The following is an 18,900-nucleotide window of genomic DNA, read 5'->3' on the forward strand; positions in this document are numbered from 1 at the left end:
TACAGATCGCCCAATAAGAACAAGAACTCTTGTTCTCAACAAGGCAACGTGCTGTAATCGGAATCACCTATCGAAGGAGATGCCATGCAGCGCAGCACGGCCACTTGCCGGTCGCCCCGGCTCCGACGGCTCGGCGCCCGAGCCCTGCCTCTGCTCGCGATGACAGTGCTGGTGGCAGCGGGTCCGGCGGGCGCCCAGGATTTCGAACTGCCACCGCTGCCGAACGAGGCGCAGGTATATCCGGCGGTCGTGCCGATCCCCACCCCTCAGCACGACCCCTGGTACGCCGATCCGGCCGATCTCGCCGCCTACGCCAACGGCGACGTGATCCGCAGCCGGATCGTGCAGACCCACGTGCTCGGCATCCCGGCCCCGGTGCACACCACACAGCTGCTGCTGCGCAGCTCCGATGTGCACGACAACCCGCTCGCCACGGCGACCACCGTGCTGATGCCGGGCATCCCGTGGCTGGGACCCGGTGCGCGCCCGCTGATTTCCTATCAGGAGGCGATCGACAGCCTCGGCCAGCAGTGCAATCCGTCCTACACCCTGCGCGCGGGAATCCAGAAGGAAGTGGCCATCATGAGTCAGTTCCTCGCGGCGGGCGCGGCGGTGGTCGTCACCGATTTCGACGGCAAAGAGAACACGATCATGTCGCCCAGCGAGGGGCGGATGGTGCTCGACGGGATCCGCGCCGCCAAGCGCGGTGGGCTCGGGCTCGAGACCGCACCGGTGGGGTTGTGGGGTTATTCCGGTGGCGGCAACGCCTCCGCCTCGGCCGCCGAGCAGCGCCGCCATTACGCTCCCGAACTCGATATCGAGGGCAGTGCGCAGGGCGGTATCCCGGGCGACAAGGTCGCGATCGCACCTTTCGCGATCTCGGGGCAGCAGCCGCAAGCGAACTTCACCGGCTGGCTGGCGGTGCTGGGACTGGCCCGCGAATACCCCGAGTTCGACCGGGAATTGCAGCGATACCTGACACCGGAAGGCCAGCGTGTTGCCTATGACCTGCGGGAACGCTGCCTCTACACCGCCGTGGCCACCACGCTGCTTCGCCCGATGGCCGAGTACCTGACCGACCCCGCTGCCGCGCTGGCTGCCGCGCAACCGGCGCTGGCCGCGGCGAGCTTCGGCAAGCCGGAGAACACACCCGATATGCCGCTGTTGATGTGGCACTCGACCACCGACCAACTGCTGCCCGCCGAACTGGTGATCGACAAGATCGCCGCCGATTACTGCGCGCGCGGGGCGAACATGCGGATGTTGCGGGTGCCGTTCTCCGAGCACATCAGCGCCGAGATCGTCCCCGAACTGGGCACTGTCGCCTGGTTGCTCGCGGTCACCGCCGGAGCCGACCCCGGGCCGCGAGTATGTTGAGCGCGGTGCGCCGGGCAGCGCTCACGGCGCGGACCACAGTGCGCCAGATCCGGGTCATGCAGCGGGCCGGGATCATCGATCTGCGCCATCCGCCCCAGATCGCCCGGACCGCCGCCACGATGCGCGCCTACGGTCCGATCGCGGGCGGAATCATCACCTCGGCGCGACGAACCCCCGACCGGATCGCACTGATCGATGGTGACCGCCGGATCAGGTACGGCGAACTCGACGCACGCACCGATGCGATCGCCACCCGCTGGCACGCCGCGGGCTTCGATGCGAGCGACACCATCGGGGTGCTCTGTCCCGACGGCCTGCTCCTGGTCGAAACCATGGCTGCCGCGGCGAAACTCGGCGCCCGACTGGTGCTGCTCAACACTGGGTTCGGCGCCGCGCAGTTGCACGATGTGCTCGTCCGGGAGCAGGTGCGCGCTGGTGCTCGACCCGAGCCGGTCCGCACTCGCCGATGACCTGCCCGGCGATATCACCGTGCTCGACGTGGATGCCACACCCGGCGGCGCGCGCTTGCCCGCACCGGCCGAGCAGGCGGGCTTCGTCCTGCTCACCGGCGGCACCACCGGGACACCGAAGGGCGCACCGCGACGTGTCGAATCTCCTTTGGCAGCGGCACAATTCGTCGACCGGGTGCCGTTGCGGCGTGGCCAGACCGTGCTGCTGTGCGCGCCACTTTTCCACGGCACCGCCCTGTCGCAGTTCATCGTGTCGCTGAACCTGGGTTCGACGATCGTGTTACACGGCCGATTCGACGCCGCCCGCGCGCTCGGCCAGATCGCCGGGCATCGAGCCGACATGGTGGTACTGGTGCCGACCATGCTGCGCCGCATCCTCGATCTCGGCCCAGAGACGTTGTCCGCCAACGACACCAGCTCGTTGCGGATCGTCTTCACCGCGGGCGCAGCGCTCCCCTCCTCGCTGGGCACCAGAGCCATCGAGGCATTCGGCCCCGTGATCTACAACTTCTACGGCTGCACCGAAACCGGCACCGCCACCATCGCCACCCCGCAGGACTGGATCGCCGCACCCGGCACCGTAGGCAAGGCACCGGTCGGCATCACGGTCGCCCTCTACGACGAAGACACCCTCGTCACCGAACCCGGCCGTGTCGGCACCGTCCATGTCGGCAATTTCATCGCGATCGCGGGCTACTCGGGTGGCGGCGCCAAGCAGATCCGCGGCGGCCTGATGAGCACCGGCGACCTCGGCCACTTCGACTCCGGCGGAAGGCTTTTCATCGACGGTCGCGACGACGACATGATCGTCTCCGGCGGTGAGAACGTCTTCCCCGGCGAGATCGAAGACCTGCTCTACCAGCACCCTTCGATCACCGAAGCGGCCGTAATCGGTGTCCCCGACGAGGAATTCGGGCAACGGCTCGCCGCGTTCATCGTCCCCGCGGCCGATCTGGACGCGGACACCGTCCGCGCCTACGTGAAATCCCACCTCGCGCGTTTCAAAGCACCCCGCGACGTGCTGTTCGTCGACGAGCTCCCGCGCACCCCGACCGGCAAAATCGACCGCCGCGGCCTGGCCGCGCTCGGCTGAACGGACCCCGCGGCGCCGACCAACTGTCGGCGCCGCGGGGAAATCGCCGGTAGCCGCCCGATTGCTATCATGGCGAACAGCGCTCCCCGCGTCGCGATCGCCCCGCGCCGAAGCTCCGACAACCCCCGTTCGAGGAGGAGAACATGGCCGAGCATTCCGATGAGCGAATCCCGCCCGCATCCGACAACGCCGCCGATCTCGACCTTCCGTGGGCTCCCCGAGACCACGAGTGGAGCGGCACCAAGGCCGAGCACGACGCCTTGCGGTGGGCAAACGGCGACCCGCTCAAACTGGCGAGCATCTATCTGTACCGCGAACGTGGCGGCAATCCCGCCACCGAGGCCGACTACAAATTCCCGGTCGCCGACATCATCGACGGCAAGCCGACGTTGGTCTTCCACGCCGTGGCCAACGCGGCCGCGCGCTTGGACCAGGCCGACATCTCGGAACAAGACCGCAAGAAGGTCGAGCACCGTATCGGCGAGCTCTATCAGCAGGCGGCCGAGGCCTTCGACGATCCGTCACTGCAAGCACCGTGGGAGCGCTGACCGATCCGATCCCAGCACAACGGCGGCGGATCACTCCGCCGCCGTCGTGGGTCGAGTTCGCTCAGAACTCCCAGTCCTCGTCTTCGGTGTTGATGGCCTTGCCGATGACGTAGCTGGAACCCGAACCCGAGAAGAAGTCGTGGTTCTCGTCGGCGTTGGGCGACAGGGCCGAGAGGATCGCAGGGTTCACCTCGCACTCGTCCTTCGGGAACAGACCCTCGTAGCCGAGGTTCATCAGCGCCTTGTTCGCGTTGTAGCGCAGGAACTTCTTGACGTCCTCGGTGAGGCCGACCTCGTCGTAGAGGTCCTGGGTGTAGTCGACCTCGTTGTCGTAGAGCTCGAAGAGCAGCTCGAAGGTGTAGTTCTTGAGCTCGTCGCGCTCGGCCTGGGAGACCAGCTCGAGGCCCTTCTGATACTTGTAGCCGATGTAGTACCCGTGCACGGCCTCGTCGCGAATGATCAGCCGGATCATGTCGGCGGTGTTGGTGAGCTTGGCCCGCGAGGACCAGTGCATCGGCAGGTAGAAGCCGGAGTAGAACAGGAAGCTCTCCAGCAGCGTGGAGGCCACCTTGCGCTTGAGCGGATCGTCGCCGTTGTAGTAGCCCAGGACGATCTCCGCCTTGCGCTGCAGGTTGCGGTTCTCCTCCGACCAGCGGAAGGCTTCGTCGATCTCCTTGGTCGAGCACAGGGTCGAGAAGATGGAGCTGTAGCTCTTGGCGTGCACTGACTCCATGAACGCGATGTTGGTGTACACCGCCTGCTCGTGCGGGGTGATCGCGTCGGGGATCAGCGAGACCGCGCCGACGGTGCCCTGGATGGTGTCGAGCAGCGTCAGGCCGGTGAAGACCCGCATGGTGAGCTGCTTCTCGTCGGGGGTGAGGGTGTTCCAGGACGGGATGTCGTTGGACACCGGGACCTTCTCGGGCAACCAGAAGTTGCCGGTCAGCCGATCCCAGACCTCGGCATCCTTCTCATCGGGCACCCGATTCCAATTGATGGCCGACGCCCGATCGATGAGCTTCATTCCGCCTCCACACCTTTCCGCCAGACCTGATGACCCGCACTCGCCGACATGCGCGAGGCCCTTCACCCAGAACACTACTCGTAGTGGGTGACAACCTCGGGGAGCACTACAGCTTGTGTTGCGGCGCGCGGAACCCGACCTGACCGGCCGAACACCCGCACCACACACGCGGCCCCCATTGTGCGGCACGATCGCCGCCACACCACCATCGCATCGCCAGTGATTCGCCACATGCGTGTGAGCGCCCGGTCCGCCGGTGAGCGGCGCCACTGACCGGCGCACCTGGCCCGGTGCGGGTCAGAGGTGGCAAATCCGGCACACTGGCATTCGAAGTGGGTCAAAGGAGCGGGCGTCGTCCGCGCGAGGGGGATTTGCATATGCGATTGCGTCGACTGGTGGTTGGCGCCGCCGCCGTCATTCTCGGACTGACAGCTTGTCAAGCAGATCCGCCGGAGACCACGCGAGCTGTCGAGCCTGTGCCGACCCCGGTCGACGCATCGTTTTGGTCGACCGTCCCGCAGACCGACGAGCAGCGAGCCCAGGTGTCGGCGCATGCGCGACTCATCGACGTGTGCGCGCTCGTTCCCCGCACGGAACTCAGCACTTTCGGCGAGGTACGCAAAGTCGACAACGACGAAACTGATTCCTGCCGAGTCGAATTGGGACCGAAGGGCAGTGTCGAGAAGCTGAGCTGGGCGTCGATGGTGGTCTTCGGCGATGTCCCACAACCGGGAGCAACCGTGAGGCAACTCGGCGACGTTGCCTTGTCGGTGCTGCCCGATGACCCGGGAACCAGTGCGCCCGAGAAGACCTGCAATGCCACCGCGAAGTTCCGTTCAGGTGCGGCCATCTATTTCAAGGCGACCACCTCTCCGACGACCGACGCGTGTGCCCGACTGGAGGCCCTGGTCCCCGGCGCGGTGCAACGCTGGCTGGCAGCGCCACCGCAGGGCACCTCACCCGATACGAGGCGCTCGGTCCTGAACGGCGCGGATCCGTGCGCCGTGCGCTCCCTCCTGGACGGAACCGGCCCGTTCGGCGTGCCGACGCTGAACTCGTGCGGCTTCACCTACCGAGGCGTTGATGTCGTCGTCAGCTTCGAGAACCGCGAGAAACTGATACTCAGCAAGAACACCGAGCAGATGCCCGACGGCCGTACCGCCAACGTCCTCGACGGCACGAGCTACACCGTGGTGGTGGGCCCCGAATTCGCCGGGGAGACAGGCTATCTCGGCCCTAGCGCACCCGCGGTCAACGTGTTCGCCGACACTCCCGACGTCGCCAAAGATGTGATGCGGCAGGTCCTCACGCTCTTCCCCGCCACCTGATCCGGACAAGGAGAACCCCTGTGCGACAGTTCATCCTGCTGATCGCCGCAGCGCTGACGATGGTCGCGTGCGGGAGCGAACCCGCACCGGACTCCATGCCCAAAGGCGGATTCTGGTCCACCGCAGCGGTTTCCGATCAGGACAAGGTCGCGGTTCTGCGCAAGGTCAGGGCGATCGATGTGTGCGCGTTGTTACCCCGCGCAGCGCTGGGGACGCTCGGCACCGTGCGCGATGTCGAGAACGTGCATCCGAATCAGTGCCGGCTCAACATCGCTGTCGAGGGTCATCTCACCGGGATCGATGCGACCTGGAGTACCGGGGTGATGTTCGAGGGTGAGCCGGGCATGGACCGACCGGTAGACGTCGAGTCGATGGGGGATGTGCGGGTGCTGTTCAACGACGAACCCGCGGCGTCGGGCGATCCGCAGGTGCGTGGGGCCTGTCAGGCGTGGGCGCGATTCGTGGCGGGGGCCGATCTGTCGTTCAGTGTGCGGGCGCCGCAGGATGCCTGCGCGTCGGCGAAGGCGCTGTTGCGGATCGCGTTGATCGAATGGCGTAAGGAACCTGCCCAGGGGACCTCGCCGGACTCGGATCGGGCGGTGATCACCGGGGCCGATCCGTGTGCGGTCGCACCGTCGCTCGGTGTCCAGGTGCCCGCGGCCGATCAGGGTGTCACCACGTGCACATTGCACGTGGAAGGGCGCGATGCGATCGTCACCTACGACTACAACGAGGAACGTTCCATCATCGACGACGCGCCGGCCTTCACCGTCGGCTCCCGCCAGGTGTACCGGTTCGATACGGCCCAGTCCGACCTGGCGTCGCTGTCGGCGGTCGTCGGCCCCGGTCTCGCACCAGGGCCGACCGACGCCCTGCTCGGTCGGCGCGTGCCGACCGTCTCGGTCACAGCCGACTCCACGATCGCGGAGAAGGTCATGCGCGAAACCTTGCCGCTGGTGCGGTGACGACAACGTTCTGAGAACGACCTGGCGCGATGTTTGCGCGAGGGTTGCCGTCGCGGGCAGACTCGGTGGTCGGGCGCGCGTCCGGGCCCGGATCTGCCGAGGACAGGGGTGCGGATGTATCGCAGGATGGCGCTGGCCGCTGCCGCGTTGCTCGTATGCGCCGGGTGCGGGAGTGACGAGGCGGGCGACCCACCCGATTACGCGACATTGCCACCGCCACCGGCGCCGGTGATACCCGCCCAGCCCCCCGAGTTCTGGTCGAAGGTCCCCCAGGATCAGAACCAGCGCGCGGAGGTGGCCCAGGCGACCCGCCAGGTCGACGTCTGCGCGTTGCTGCCACGCGAAACCCTGGCACAGTTCGGCGAGGTCAAGAGCGTGACCGTCGGCCTCGACTCGTGCCGGGCGATCATCGGCAGCGACAAAGCAGGCGAAGGCTCGACCCTGACCTGGCACGCCACCCTGCTCGATGCCCTGTCCACCGGCGGCCGCGGCGTCACGCGGCAGATCGGCGACACGAACGTCCGCACGGTCCCCGACCGGGATGCGGGCGAACCACGCGCCTGCGGTGCGACCGCCCAGTTCCCGTCGAGCGCGGCGTTCTACCTCGGCCTGTCCACCCCGGGTAAGAACCCGTGCACGGTCGCCGACGAACTGATGCCCGGCATGATCGAGCGCTGGCGTCAGTCGCCGCCGCAGGGCACCTCCCCCGACACCGCACCAACCGTGTTGCTCGGCGCCGACCCGTGCACGGTTCGCGGCAAACTGGCCGGCGCCGTGCCCGGCGACGAACAGCGACTCACCCAGTGCCTCTTCAGTTATCGCGGCGAGAAGATCACCGTGAGCTACGAGTACCGCGTGCCCGACTACCTGGCCGCCAACAGCACCGAGGACCACATCGACGGCCGCACGGTGCACCGCTCGGTCTCGGTCTACGACAGCTCGATCCCGATCTACACCGCGGCCGTCGGCCCGGAACTGCCCGCCGAATCCACCGCGTTCGGCAGGCGCATTCCGGTTGTCGAGGTGGTCGCCGCCACTGACGACGTCGCCAAAGACGTCATGGCACAGACGCTCACGCTCTTCCCGGAGCGTTAGATCCCCAGCACCAGCTTCAGATCCCCAGCACCAGCTTCAGATCCCCAGCACCAGCTTCGCGGTGGTGAAGTAGATGATCAGCCCGGTCGCGTCGACCAGGGTGGTCACCATCGGCGCCGACACGACCGCGGGGTCGATCCGGAACTTCTTGGCCAGCAACGGCATCGTGCCGCCGATTGTCGCCGCCCAGCCGCAGATGACCACCAGGGTGATGGCCACGACGATGGCGATCTTCGGCCCGACGAACACGGTGCCGATCAGCAGCCCGGCCGCGGCCAGCATGCTGCCGAGCACCAGCCCGACCCGGCATTCGCGCCAGATCACCTTGAACAGATCCGAGACCCGCACCTCGCCGACCGCCAGCGCGCGTACGCACGCCGTCGCCGCCTGCGCGCCCGCGTTGCCGCCCGCGCCGATCAGCAGCGGAATGAACAGCGCCAGACTCGCGGCCTGTTCGAGGGTCGAGGCGAACATGTCGGTGACACTCACGGTCAGCGTGGCCGCGAACAGCAGCAGCGTCAGCCACAGCGCCCGGTAGCGCGCCAGCTGGAACACCTTGGCGGCCATGTAGTGGCCCTCCCACGGCGCCGAACCGGCCTGCTTGGCGACGTCCTCACTGTCGGCGGCCTCCAGTACCTCCATCGCGTCGTCGATGGTGAGCAGCCCGACCACCCGGTCCTCGCTGTCGACGACCACCAGGTTGATGAGGTTGGTGGAACTCATCAGCCGGGCGGCCTTCTCCGCGGAATCGGTGGCCCGCACGAATGGCGGCTCGGTGACGACGAGTTCGGACACCATCGCGTCCGGGGAGTGCAGCACCAGCTCGCGCAATTCGACGATGCCGGTGAGGCGGCGGCCGCGATCGACCACGGGCAGCGTGTAGACCGTTTCGGCGTTGCCGCCCTTGGCGCGCACACAGCCCAGTGCCTGCGCGACGGTCAGATTGTCCGGCAGCGCAACAACTTCCGGCGTCATGAACAGCCCGACCGAGCCCTCGGGGTAGCCGAGCAGCGCGGCCGTCATCCGGCGCTCGCGCGGGCTCAGCCCGGCCAGCACCTTCTTGGCGACCTTGGCGGGTGCTTCGTGCAGCATCCGAGCACGGTCGTCGGGGTCCATCGCCTCGACGAGATCGCGAAAGCTCTTCTCGCGCAGGCCCTGCAGGATCTGCTGCTGGTCCACCGGCTCGAGCTCCTCGAACACGCTGAGCGCGCGCTCCTTGTCGAGCAGCCGGAACACGACTCCGGCCTGCACGGCGTCCATCCGGGCGAGCGCGTCGGCGATCACGTGCGGCGGACGGTTCTCCAGCCAGTCGAGGCCACCGCAGGTGACGCGGTGGGTCGCGACGATATCGCGCACCGATTCGGACAGAATTTCCAGCGCCTCGGTCACCGCGTGATCTTCGACGGGGGTGCGGCGCGGCGAAACTACTTCCGGCGCAACGGATTCGGTGGGTACGTGACGGGTTTCGACGAGATCGATGTTCGACATGGAGGAGTCCTCTGGCGTAACAGCGCGCACGCCTGCGACATTGCGACAGGATGCGAATGAGTGGAACGGTGGCTGACGTTCACACCGCGGGGCGTCCACCGCCGGGGCCAGCACGCACGAGCCGGACCTACCAGGTCAGGAATTCAGTGCGAGGACGAAGGGGTGACGCCGCGCGGCCTTCGACTGGGGGGTTCGTTGCGCATTGCAACCCCACCTCCTCACAGTCGCCGCGGCTCATCGCTCCGCAGATCACGTGGAGTACCCACTCGGGCACACCCTTCCACCAAGAGACTACATGCGAGGCCCGTTCGTTTCACCCCTGGCTCGCGTACCACTGGTCACAGTGAGCCCACTCACACCACCCGTGGGAGCCCGGCGATGACGGTGTCGACGGCCTGTTCCGCGAGCGGCCACAACTCGGCGCGGTCCAGGTGCCGCAACGGCCCGCGCAATGCCAGTTCCGCGAAGCCGTGCACGGTGGACCAGCAGCTCCAGGTCGCGCCCTGGCGCGCCGCGGGGGCGAGTTCGCCGATGTGCACCATCATGTCGAGCGCGTCGGCGAGGGCGAGATAGGCGGGCGAGTCGACGACCGATTCGGGCGAGGTGTCACCGGCGCCGAAGAACGCGACCGCGAACCAGCCCGGTTCCCCCAGCGCGAAGCCGATATACCCGAGGCCGACCGCGCGCAAGCTCGCGCGCGGTGCCACCGGGACGCGCTCCATGCCCTCGGCCATCCGCGCCTCGATCGCCGTCGCGACCGCGCGCAACAGGGCTTGCCGGTCGGGAAAGTGCCGGTAGGCGGCGTTCGGCGTGACACCGACCCGGCGGGTGACTGCGCGGATCGTCAGCGCGTCGGGCCCGCCGGATCTGGTGAGTTCCAGTCCGGCCTCGACCAATGCCGCCGCGAGGTCACCGTGGTGATAGGCCAACCCTTGAACTTCCTTTCGAAGAAGTATACGGTGTGAACATATCAAATGTGCACACCGTACACATCGAAGGGTGGCCCATCATGACCGCATTGCCCACCATCGTCGATCAGGACGCCTGGCAGGCCGAACTCGATCAGCTCAGAATCCGGGAGAAGGCCGCGACCCGCGAACTCGATGCCGTCGCCGCCCAGCGCCGGCGTCTGCCCGCCGTCCGCCTGCCCGACTACACGCTGAAAGCCGAAGACGGCAGCGACGTTTCACTCGCCGAGATCTTCGACGGGCACTCGCAGCTGATCACCTATCACCACATGTGGACGCCGGGAAACACCTGGCAGTGCGGGGGCTGCACCGGCCTCACCGCGCAGTACGCACGGCTGGATTTTCTCGACGGCTACGACGCGCGATTCGTCATCGTGACGCAGGGGCCGATGGACGAGGTGCTCGCCTACAAGAAGCGCGTCGGCAACACGATGACCTGGTACTCGACCGCCGACAGCCCGTTCGGCGCCGACATGGGCGCAGGCCCCGGCGCGGGCTTCGCCGTGAACACCTTCCTGCGCGACGGCGACACCGTCTACCGCAGCTGGCACACCGACGGCCGTGGCACCGAACAACTCGCCTACACCTTCGGCCTCATCGACGCGCTCCCCTACGGCCGCCAGGAGGTATGGCAGGACAGTCCGGAGGGCTGGCCGCAGTCACCGACCTACAGCGGCTGGCCGAGCAGTAAGGACATCGCCGCGTCCTACGGCGACCCAAGCGCCTGATCTGCGAGATCGCGGCCGCACGCCCGATCGCGGCCGATCGGGCGTGTCCGGGGCGCCCGGCGTGCGCGCGGCCCCTGGATCACCCGGCCGAAATCGACGCCGAGGCGGGGTGGGGAAATATTGTTCATACGAGGGCGAGCCTGCCCAGGTTCGCCCCGCGTGCCCAGTGAATTTCCGTGCATAACAGCCGGTCCAGAGTTCAGCGCGGTGCGCGCACAATAGTTGCCTGAGCGCACGGAAGTGGAACAGTGGAGCGCGACAGCCGCGGCGTGTGGCGCGCCGCTCGAGTTCCATTCACTCCAGGAGAAAACCTGTGCGATTCGGCATCTTCGTTCCCCAGGGCTGGCGGCTGGATCTGGTCGGTATCGAACCGGCCGACCAGTGGTCGGTGATGCGTGAGCTGGCCCAGCGGTTCGACGCGATCACCGAGTGGGAGTCGATCTGGGTCTACGACCACTTCCACACCACGCCCGTCCCCACCGACGAGGCCACCCACGAGGCATGGTCGTTGATGGCGGCGTTCGGGGCCACCACCTCGCGCGTGCGGCTTGGCCAGATGTGTACCGCGGTGAGCTACCGCAACCCCGCCTACCTCGCCAAGGTGGCCGCCACCGTCGACCTGATCTCGGGCGGCCGGGTGGAGCTGGGCATCGGCGGTGGCTGGTACGAACACGAATGGCGCGCATACGGTTACGGCTTCCCGCCCGCCGGCGAACGCCTCGGCCGCCTCGACGAAGGCGTGCAGATCTTCCGTCAGGCCTGGCAGACCGGCCGGGCAACACTGGACGGCAAGTACTACCAGGTCGACGACGCCATCGTGCACCCACGCCCGTTGCAGGAGAACGGAATTCCGATCTGGATCGCGGGCGGCGGCGAGAAGAAGACCTTGCGGATCGCGGCGAAGTACGCCGCCTACACCAATTTCAGCGGCAACCCCGAAGAGTTCGCCCGCAAGTCCGACATCCTGCGCCGGCACTGCACCGAGGTCGGCACCGATTTCGCGGCGATCACCCGCAGCTCCAACTTCAACGCCATCGTCGGCACGACCGAAACCGAAGTGCAAGAACGTCTCTCGACAGTCATCGACCGCTTCACCCCCTTCCTCGGCGCCGACGAGGCGAAAGCCTTTGTGCACGAACAATTCGCCACCAGCGCGGCCGTCGGCACCCCCGAACAGATCATCGAACGCCTCACCGAGGTAAAGAATCTCGGCCTCGCCTACGCCATCCTCAACTTCCCCGAAGCCGCCTACGACACCTCCGGCATCGAACTCTTCGAACGCGAGGTGATCCCGGCATTGGCGTAATCCACGGCCGGCCTTAAGCCCCACTTTCTACTTTGGCGTCATGAGGCAACCGGAGGCCGTGCGGCGCGAATCATCGGCGCTGACCACCACAGACCAGCAGCGACCCGACGGCACACGCCACCTCGGCCCCACCCTCGACAACGACGGCGATCCCGCACCGAGCAAACACAGCCTGTCGACCACCCCGCCCGACAGCGACAACCCCCTACCCGCCATCCTCGCCGCCCTGATCAACTGGACCCTCCACATCAGCATCGGCGTCGCCGTCTGGTTCGCCCTTCGACCGAACGACCCCACCACAGCGTTCTGGTATGCCTGCCTGGCCTGGATCACCGCCTCCTTCCTGCACCGCGTCGCGATTCAGCGACTCACCCGAGCAACCCTCGGCAACGCCCTGCTCGGCCTACGCCTGGCCCACCCCGACGGCACCCACCCCACCCTGGGCCGCCTGACAAAACACTGGCTCACCACCGTGCTCAAATCCGTGATCCAAGTCCTCTCCTTACCCTGAACACCGACGTCAGCGGCTCGCGCTCGGGTGATGAGCGGCTGCTCAGGCAGGGAAGGTCGGGACGATCGATTCGCCCATGTGGCGCAGGGTGACACATGGGTCGGTGGCCGGTTCGGTGGGGTTCTTCACTACGACCATGCGGATCACTCCTTGGTCGGCGGAGAAGAGGACGTCACAGGAGTTGGGGGCCGCGGCGGCGGCCAGGCGGCGGCCGGCGCGGCGCGCGACGGTTTCGTCGGTGAACGCTGTCGTGCCCGACTCCTTTTCGAACTCCTCGAGGGTTCTCGAGATCGAGAACACCTTCAGGTGGACGGTGGCACCGGTCCATTCGCAGGTCTGCCAGCCCGCGGCAGGTGCACCCGCGGCAACCTTCGTCGCGGGGTCGACACCGGCCTTCTGCAGTGCACCCGCGGTAACCCCGGTGCACGGCTCGAACAACACCTTCGCTTCCGCGGGCTCGTCGCTCGAACATCCGACGAGCGCCGCCAGCGCCAATCCTCCGGCCGCTACCATCACGAGCGCGCGCTTCATCTGGTCCCTCTCACCGTGCATCTCAAAACGCGGCCACGTTAACAAGGTTCGCAACTGTCCGGTGCCGTCGCTGGAACAGACTTGTGCCGATCACCACGAACACCTCCCTCGGCTGTGAAGAACACGCGACCACATGCCTGCTCGACTGACTAGGTGCATGCCTGCTCACTTGTGCCGCCACTTCAGATCAGCGAGCACGCAACGTCGTGAACAGGTCGACAAGACCGACAGCGGGTGGATGTTAAGCGCTACGCACCACGCTGAGGCCCATGAGCAACGCAGCACCGCCCCGGCACGCGGCAAGGACCAGCAGAGTCGAGCGACCAGCGTTCACCGAAACGCGAGCCTCGCAGCGCCGGGCGGACGAATTCCCGCTCACCGCACGCACTTCCAACGGCGACGAGACCGGCGTGATTCCCGCGTTCCTCATCGACATGACGCTGCACGCGGCGATCGGCGCCACCGCCTGGTACCTCGCCCCCGGTGCAACAGCCGTCCTGTACGGCATCCTCGCCTGGCTCGGCGCGTCCTTCCTGCACCGCACGGTGATCCAACGCCACACCCGAACGACAATCGGCAAGTGCCGATACGGCCTGCGCCTGTGCTACGCCGACGGAACCTACCCGTCGACCTGGCAACTGGTCGTCCAGTGGTTCCGCGGCGGCTGGTCCTGCTTCGACCTCTTCGATTCCGTCGACTGACACGCATAGGGCCGACCGACTCACGTGCGCAGCAGTTCGGACGGCTCATCCGTGGGGCCGACGATGGGGTTCAGCTATCGACTTCAGGTTTCCGATCGTCCCGATTCGCCAGGTCCTCGACGCAATACGCACAAGATTCTTTGAACACAGCCTTATTCGTGTGATGGCGAGTGTGTGCGTTACGCCTGCTCGTGGGCTTCGGTCGCCCTTTCTGAGCAGCAGACATCTTCGCCCGAGTCTCGGCGCTGGCCGTCCGCCCGTAGTTCGGGTTTCCCGCGCCGGTTCTCATCTCCGATAGCCGCAGACGCGATTCCTCCGACATCACACGGCCGAATCCGGGGTGTTCTGGACCGAACTTCCCATAGTTCGGATTGGCTTCGCCTTCGTATGTGCCTTTACGTTCGATCGACCATTTCGCACGCTGTGAAGCCGAGTGCGTGCGCCCGTGAAACGGATTCTCGTCGCCGAACCGGCTCACACCCGGACGGCCGGTCGACCGGATTCGCGCGGCCTCCCGCATTTCCGCAGTCCATACCACACCAACAGGTCCGAGTCCGCCATCAGCGAGGTTGAGTAATGGCTGACCTTCCCTCCGAAGGTATGCGATCCAATCGATCTCAGCCTTTCCGAGCTTCTTCAGGCCTTATACCCAATCCATGACATCCGCTATCACCTCGTCGCGATCCTGTCTGCGCAGCCAGTCATAGAACGGAGTCTTTCGACCCGTGCTGGCGACCTTGAAGTGCTGACGGAGCCGCACATGCTCCGACTTTGTCGTCAGCCCTATATACCGATAGTCAAATTCGGCGCGGAGGCGAACTCCGTAGATCACACCAGCAGTTGCCTTGCCCATCTGACCTCCGCGCCGAGTTTGCTAACGAGGAATTACAGCATGCAGCTGACGCAATTTTCTATTTCCGTCCCTTGCAAGGCCATTTGGCGCAAGCGGATGTAGTAGAGGGTCTTGATGCCCTTGCGCCAAGCGTAGATCTGAGCCTTGTTGATATCGCGGGTTGTTGCGGTGTCTTTGAAGAACAGGGTCAACGACAAGCCCTGGTCGACGTGTTGTGTGGCTGCGGCGTAAGTGTCGATGATTTTTTCGTAGCCGATTTCGTAGGCATCGGCGAAGTACTCGAGATTGTCGTTGTCCAGGTATGGGGCCGGGTAGTAGACGCGGCCGATCTTGCCTTCCTTGCGGATCTCGATCTTCGACGCCACCGGGTGGATCGAGCTGGTGGAGTGGTTGATGTAGGAGATCGAACCGGTCGGCGGGACGGCCTGCAGGTTCTGGTTGTAGATGCCGTATTCCTGCACCGAGGCCTTGAGCAGACGCCAGTCGTCCTGGGTGGGGATGCGCACGCCGGCGTCGGCGAACATCTGAGCCACCTTGTCGGTCTTCGGTTCCCACGCCTGCTCGGTGTACTTGTCGAAGTACTCGCCGCTGGCGTACTTGGAGTCGGCGAACCCACCGAACGCGGAGCCGCGCTCCTTGGCGATCAGGTTCGAGGCCCGAATCGCGTGGTACACAACGGTATAGAAGTAGATGTTGGTGAAGTCCACGCCTTCTTCGGAGCCGTAGTGGACCCGTTCGCGCGCCAGGTACCCGTGCAGGTTCATCTGGCCGAGGCCGATGGCGTGAGATTCGTTGTTGCCCTGCTCGATCGAGGGCACCGAGAAGATGTGGGTCTGGTCCGACACCGCGGTGAGGGCGCGGATCGAGGTCTCGATCGTCTGGCCGAAGTCCGGTGAGTCCATCGCCTTCGCGATGTTGAGCGAACCCAGGTTGCACGAAATGTCTTTGCCCACCTTGGAATACGACAGATCGTCGTTGAATTCCGAGGGGGTGGAGACCTGCAGGATCTCCGAGCACAGGTTCGAGTGGGTGATCTTGCCCTTGATCGGGTTGGCCCGGTTCACCGTGTCCTCGAACATGATGTAGGGGTAGCCCGACTCGAACTGCAGCTCGGCGATGGTCTGGAAGAACTCGCGCGCCTTGATCTTCGACTTGCGGATGCGCTTGTCGTCGACCATCTCGTAGTACTTCTCGGTGACGTTCACATCGGCGAACGGCACACCGTAGATGCGCTCGACGTCGTAGGGCGAGAACAGGTACATGTCCTCGTTCTTCTTCGCCAGCTCGAAGGTGATGTCGGGGATCACCACGCCCAGCGAGAGCGTCTTGATGCGGATCTTCTCGTCCGCGTTCTCGCGCTTGGTGTCGAGGAAGCGGTAGATGTCGGGGTGGTGGGCGTGCAGGTACACCGCGCCCGCGCCCTGACGCGCACCCAGCTGGTTCGCGTAGGAGAAGGAGTCCTCGAGGAGCTTCATGATCGGGATGACACCCGAGCTCTGGTTCTCGATCTTCTTGATCGGGGCGCCGTGCTCACGAATGTTGCTGAGCAGCAACGCGACACCGCCGCCGCGTTTGGACAGCTGCAGCGCGGAGTTGATGGAGCGCCCGATGGACTCCATGTTGTCCTCGATGCGCAGCAGGAAGCAGGACACGGGCTCGCCGCGCTGCTTCTTGCCGGAGTTGAGGAAGGTGGGGGTGGCGGGCTGGAAGCGGCCGTCGATGATCTCGTCGACCAGGTTGCCGGCCAGCACCTCGTCGCCTGCGGCCAGCGTCAGCGCGACCATGCAGACGCGATCCTCGAAGCGCTCCAGGTAGCGCTTACCGTCGAAGGTCTTGAGCGTGTACGAGGTGTAGTACTTGAACGCGCCGAGGAAGGTCGGGAACCGGAACTTCTTGGCGTAGGCCTGCTGGAACAGCTGCTTGACGAAGGGGCGACCGTACTGGTCGAGCACCTCGGTCTCGTAGTAGTTCTCCTTGACCAGGTAGTCCAGCTTCTCGTCCAGGTTGTGGAAGAAGACGGTGTTCTGGTTCACGTGCTGCAGGAAGTACTGGTGCGCGGCCTCGCGATCCTTGTCGAACTGGATCTCGCCGTTGGGGCCGTACAGGTTCAGCATCGCGTTGAGGGCGTGGTAGTCCATGACCTCGCCCGTATCGGGCCGCACCGCCGACTGCTCTAGGCGTGCTGACTTGCCTGCCGGTGCTGTGGTTGCTGTTGCCAAAACAATCCCAATCCCTCTCGGACGCGCGCGACGTCCTCAGCGGTTCCCATGAGTTCGAAGCGATACAGATACGGCACCCCGCATTTTTGCGAGATGATGTCTCCTGCAACGCAATAGGTATCGCCGAAGTTCGTGTTGCCGGCCGCGATCACCCCGCGCAGCAGCGCGCGGTTGTGTGGGTCGTTGAGGAACTTGGCGACTTGCCGTGGAACGAGGTCCTTGTCGGGACGTTCTCCGCCCATGACGTGCCGACCACCGCCATAGGTGGGGGTGATCAGCACGTAGGGTTCGTCGATCCGCGGCGATTCAGCGGTGGTGTGTAGTGGAAGCCGAGTTGCCGGGAGACCGAGCTTCTCGACGAAACGATGAGTGTTCTCCGAAGCGCTGGAGAAGTAGACCAGCCCGCCCGGAGTCATCTGCTCGGGCATGGCGCCTCCTTACCGGCGAACCGGCGCGAACTAGGCAGCCGCGACGGCGAGCGACTTGATGCGGTCGGGACGGAAGCCCGACCAGTGATCCTCACCCGCGACGACGACCGGTGCCTGCAGGTAGCCCAGCGCCATGACGAAGTCACGCGCCTCGTCGTTCTCCGAGATGTCGATGACGTCGTAGTCCACGCCGACCTTGTCGAGAGCCTTGTAGGTGGCGTTGCACTGCACGCAAGCGGGCTTGGTGTACACGGTGACGGTCATTCGGAGTCCCTCTCTCTATGCCTGATCCACAGCCTGTGATCCGTATGCAATGCACGAACGGGTGATGCTGCGCAAACTCCTGGATCTGACGAAGAAAGCCCTGCTCGTAACCCCTTCCCTTGGGCCCGATCAGTGGTGGCTCCACACCGTCTTCCAGTACGACAGACACTACACCTAGTGTCCGACAGATGGGAACAACACAAGGTGTTGCGAGTCGCACGGATGTAATTCCCACGCGGTAAGTCCCAGGACGGGCGCTGCGCAAGCAGGGAAAACAGTGGTTCAGATCACGATTTCGTCTACCGGCGAGTCTTCAGCAAACTTCGCGGACAGCGAAGGGGCGTCGCATCCGCGATGGATGCGACGCCCCTGCCGAACGCCCAGCTTACGCCGAGATCAACGTGCCGTTCACCGCGGCGACCAACTGGTGGACGGTCGCGCCGAGCTGGGTCAGCGCCTCGGCGTCCTCGGCCGGATGTGCCTGCGCGAAACGCTCGCCGATGGTCGCGAACTGCGCGTGCGCCGACTCGACGACAACGCCGCCCGCCACGCCGACGGACTTCACGGTGTCGCCGTGCGCCCACGCCGCGGCGTTCGGGCTGATCGACGCGCTCACCACGGCGACCGGCTTACCCTTGATCGCGCCGGCACCGTACGGGCGCGAGGCCCAGTCGATGGCGTTCTTCAGCACGGCGGGCAGGGTGCCGTTGTATTCGGGAGTGACCAGCAGAACGGCGTCGGCCGCGGCGACGGCGGCACGCAGTGCCTCGGCCTGGGCGGGCACCGCACCGGGCACATCCAGGTCTTCGTTGTAGAACGGGATCTCACCGAGACCCTCGTAGATGGTGATATCGACACCGGCGGGCGCGGTCTGCGCCGCAGCCTCGGCCAGGCGGCGATTGATGGAGCCCGCGCGCAGGCTTCCGACGAGAGTAAGGATGCGGGTCTCGCTCATTGCGACTCCTGGTGTACTCAGTGGAATGATCCAAGTTTCATCCGACAT

17 protein-coding genes and 1 pseudogene are annotated in these 18,900 nt (G+C 65.7%); 10 read left to right on the forward strand and 8 right to left on the reverse strand.

Annotated elements, in window-relative coordinates:
- The first annotated feature begins 84 nt into the window (after window positions 1–84).
- From ACQHI0_RS20810 to ACQHI0_RS20820, 3 genes and pseudogenes are all read left to right on the forward strand, one after another.
- Entirely contained in the window at window positions 85–1,377 is a 1,293-nt protein-coding gene (locus ACQHI0_RS20810) for a lipase family protein (RefSeq protein WP_427903519.1), read from the forward strand.
- Window positions 1,371–2,940, forward strand: a pseudogene (locus ACQHI0_RS20815) (AMP-binding protein). The gene ACQHI0_RS20810 and the pseudogene ACQHI0_RS20815 overlap by 7 nt, the downstream one beginning before the upstream one ends.
- A gap of 143 nt (window positions 2,941–3,083) precedes the next feature.
- A complete protein-coding gene (locus ACQHI0_RS20820) occupies window positions 3,084–3,488 on the forward strand; it encodes a hypothetical protein (protein WP_427903520.1) in 405 nt (134 codons plus the stop codon).
- Between the two features lie 61 nt (window positions 3,489–3,549).
- On the opposite strand, the gene nrdF is transcribed toward ACQHI0_RS20820, so the two are convergent.
- Window positions 3,550–4,512, reverse strand: a complete 963-nt coding sequence (gene nrdF / locus ACQHI0_RS20825) for a class 1b ribonucleoside-diphosphate reductase subunit beta (RefSeq protein WP_056812336.1) — start codon at window positions 4,510–4,512, stop codon at window positions 3,550–3,552.
- A 476-nt stretch (window positions 4,513–4,988) separates the two neighbouring features.
- Between nrdF and ACQHI0_RS20830 the strand changes: the two genes are divergently transcribed.
- From ACQHI0_RS20830 to ACQHI0_RS20840, 3 genes are all read left to right on the forward strand, one after another.
- The gene (locus ACQHI0_RS20830; protein ID WP_427903521.1) at window positions 4,989–5,840 is read left to right on the forward strand and encodes a peptidase; all 852 of its coding nucleotides are present in this window, start codon (window positions 4,989–4,991) and stop codon (window positions 5,838–5,840) included.
- Between the two features lie 20 nt (window positions 5,841–5,860).
- Complete coding sequence (locus ACQHI0_RS20835; protein WP_427903522.1) at window positions 5,861–6,805, forward strand: hypothetical protein; 945 nt, start codon at window positions 5,861–5,863, stop codon at window positions 6,803–6,805.
- A 114-nt stretch (window positions 6,806–6,919) separates the two neighbouring features.
- A complete protein-coding gene (locus ACQHI0_RS20840) occupies window positions 6,920–7,900 on the forward strand; it encodes a peptidase (RefSeq protein WP_427903523.1) in 981 nt (326 codons plus the stop codon).
- A gap of 36 nt (window positions 7,901–7,936) precedes the next feature.
- Here the strand turns inward: ACQHI0_RS20840 and mgtE are convergent, their stop codons facing one another.
- Both mgtE and ACQHI0_RS20850 read right to left on the reverse strand, forming a co-directional pair.
- Window positions 7,937–9,388: a magnesium transporter gene (gene mgtE, locus ACQHI0_RS20845; RefSeq protein WP_427903524.1), complete on the reverse strand. Its 1,452-nt coding sequence runs from the start codon at window positions 9,386–9,388 to the stop codon at window positions 7,937–7,939.
- 353 nt (window positions 9,389–9,741) lie between these two features.
- Window positions 9,742–10,317: a TetR/AcrR family transcriptional regulator gene (locus tag ACQHI0_RS20850; protein ID WP_427903525.1), complete on the reverse strand. Its 576-nt coding sequence runs from the start codon at window positions 10,315–10,317 to the stop codon at window positions 9,742–9,744.
- Window positions 10,318–10,397: 80 nt separating this feature from the next.
- Between ACQHI0_RS20850 and ACQHI0_RS20855 the strand changes: the two genes are divergently transcribed.
- The 3 genes from ACQHI0_RS20855 to ACQHI0_RS20865 all read left to right on the forward strand — a co-directional run bounded on the left by ACQHI0_RS20855 (window position 10,398) and on the right by ACQHI0_RS20865 (window position 12,901).
- Window positions 10,398–11,084: a DUF899 family protein gene (locus tag ACQHI0_RS20855; RefSeq protein ID WP_427903526.1), complete on the forward strand. Its 687-nt coding sequence runs from the start codon at window positions 10,398–10,400 to the stop codon at window positions 11,082–11,084.
- Between the two features lie 313 nt (window positions 11,085–11,397).
- Window positions 11,398–12,390 (forward strand): LLM class F420-dependent oxidoreductase, encoded by a 993-nt coding sequence (locus tag ACQHI0_RS20860; protein WP_427903527.1) that lies wholly within the window; start codon window positions 11,398–11,400, stop codon window positions 12,388–12,390.
- Between the two features lie 40 nt (window positions 12,391–12,430).
- Entirely contained in the window at window positions 12,431–12,901 is a 471-nt protein-coding gene (locus ACQHI0_RS20865) for an RDD family protein (protein ID WP_427903528.1), read from the forward strand.
- 42 nt (window positions 12,902–12,943) lie between these two features.
- Here ACQHI0_RS20865 and ACQHI0_RS20870 read toward each other — a convergent pair whose 3' ends face one another.
- The gene (locus ACQHI0_RS20870) at window positions 12,944–13,432 is read right to left on the reverse strand and encodes a DUF3558 family protein (protein WP_427903529.1); all 489 of its coding nucleotides are present in this window, start codon (window positions 13,430–13,432) and stop codon (window positions 12,944–12,946) included.
- Window positions 13,433–13,701: 269 nt separating this feature from the next.
- Between ACQHI0_RS20870 and ACQHI0_RS20875 the strand changes: the two genes are divergently transcribed.
- The gene (locus ACQHI0_RS20875) at window positions 13,702–14,133 is read left to right on the forward strand and encodes an RDD family protein (protein ID WP_427903530.1); all 432 of its coding nucleotides are present in this window, start codon (window positions 13,702–13,704) and stop codon (window positions 14,131–14,133) included.
- Between the two features lie 885 nt (window positions 14,134–15,018).
- Here ACQHI0_RS20875 and nrdE read toward each other — a convergent pair.
- The 4 genes from nrdE to ACQHI0_RS20895 all read right to left on the reverse strand — a co-directional run bounded on the left by nrdE (window position 15,019) and on the right by ACQHI0_RS20895 (window position 18,852).
- Window positions 15,019–17,124, reverse strand: a complete 2,106-nt coding sequence (nrdE, locus tag ACQHI0_RS20880) for a class 1b ribonucleoside-diphosphate reductase subunit alpha (protein WP_427909241.1) — start codon at window positions 17,122–17,124, stop codon at window positions 15,019–15,021.
- A gap of 35 nt (window positions 17,125–17,159) precedes the next feature.
- On the reverse strand, window positions 17,160–17,633 hold the full coding sequence (gene nrdI, locus ACQHI0_RS20885; protein WP_379292523.1) for a class Ib ribonucleoside-diphosphate reductase assembly flavoprotein NrdI: 474 nt from the start codon (window positions 17,631–17,633) through the stop codon (window positions 17,160–17,162).
- A 30-nt stretch (window positions 17,634–17,663) separates the two neighbouring features.
- Window positions 17,664–17,897, reverse strand: coding sequence for a glutaredoxin-like protein NrdH (gene nrdH / locus ACQHI0_RS20890; RefSeq protein ID WP_301902494.1), 234 nt, complete (start codon window positions 17,895–17,897; stop codon window positions 17,664–17,666).
- A 385-nt stretch (window positions 17,898–18,282) separates the two neighbouring features.
- On the reverse strand, window positions 18,283–18,852 hold the full coding sequence (locus tag ACQHI0_RS20895; RefSeq protein ID WP_427903531.1) for an NAD(P)H-dependent oxidoreductase: 570 nt from the start codon (window positions 18,850–18,852) through the stop codon (window positions 18,283–18,285).
- Between the last annotated feature and the right edge of the window lie 48 nt (window positions 18,853–18,900).

This window comes from Nocardia sp. FBN12 (genome assembly GCF_050320175.1).
GTDB lineage: Bacteria > Actinomycetota > Actinomycetes > Mycobacteriales > Mycobacteriaceae > Nocardia.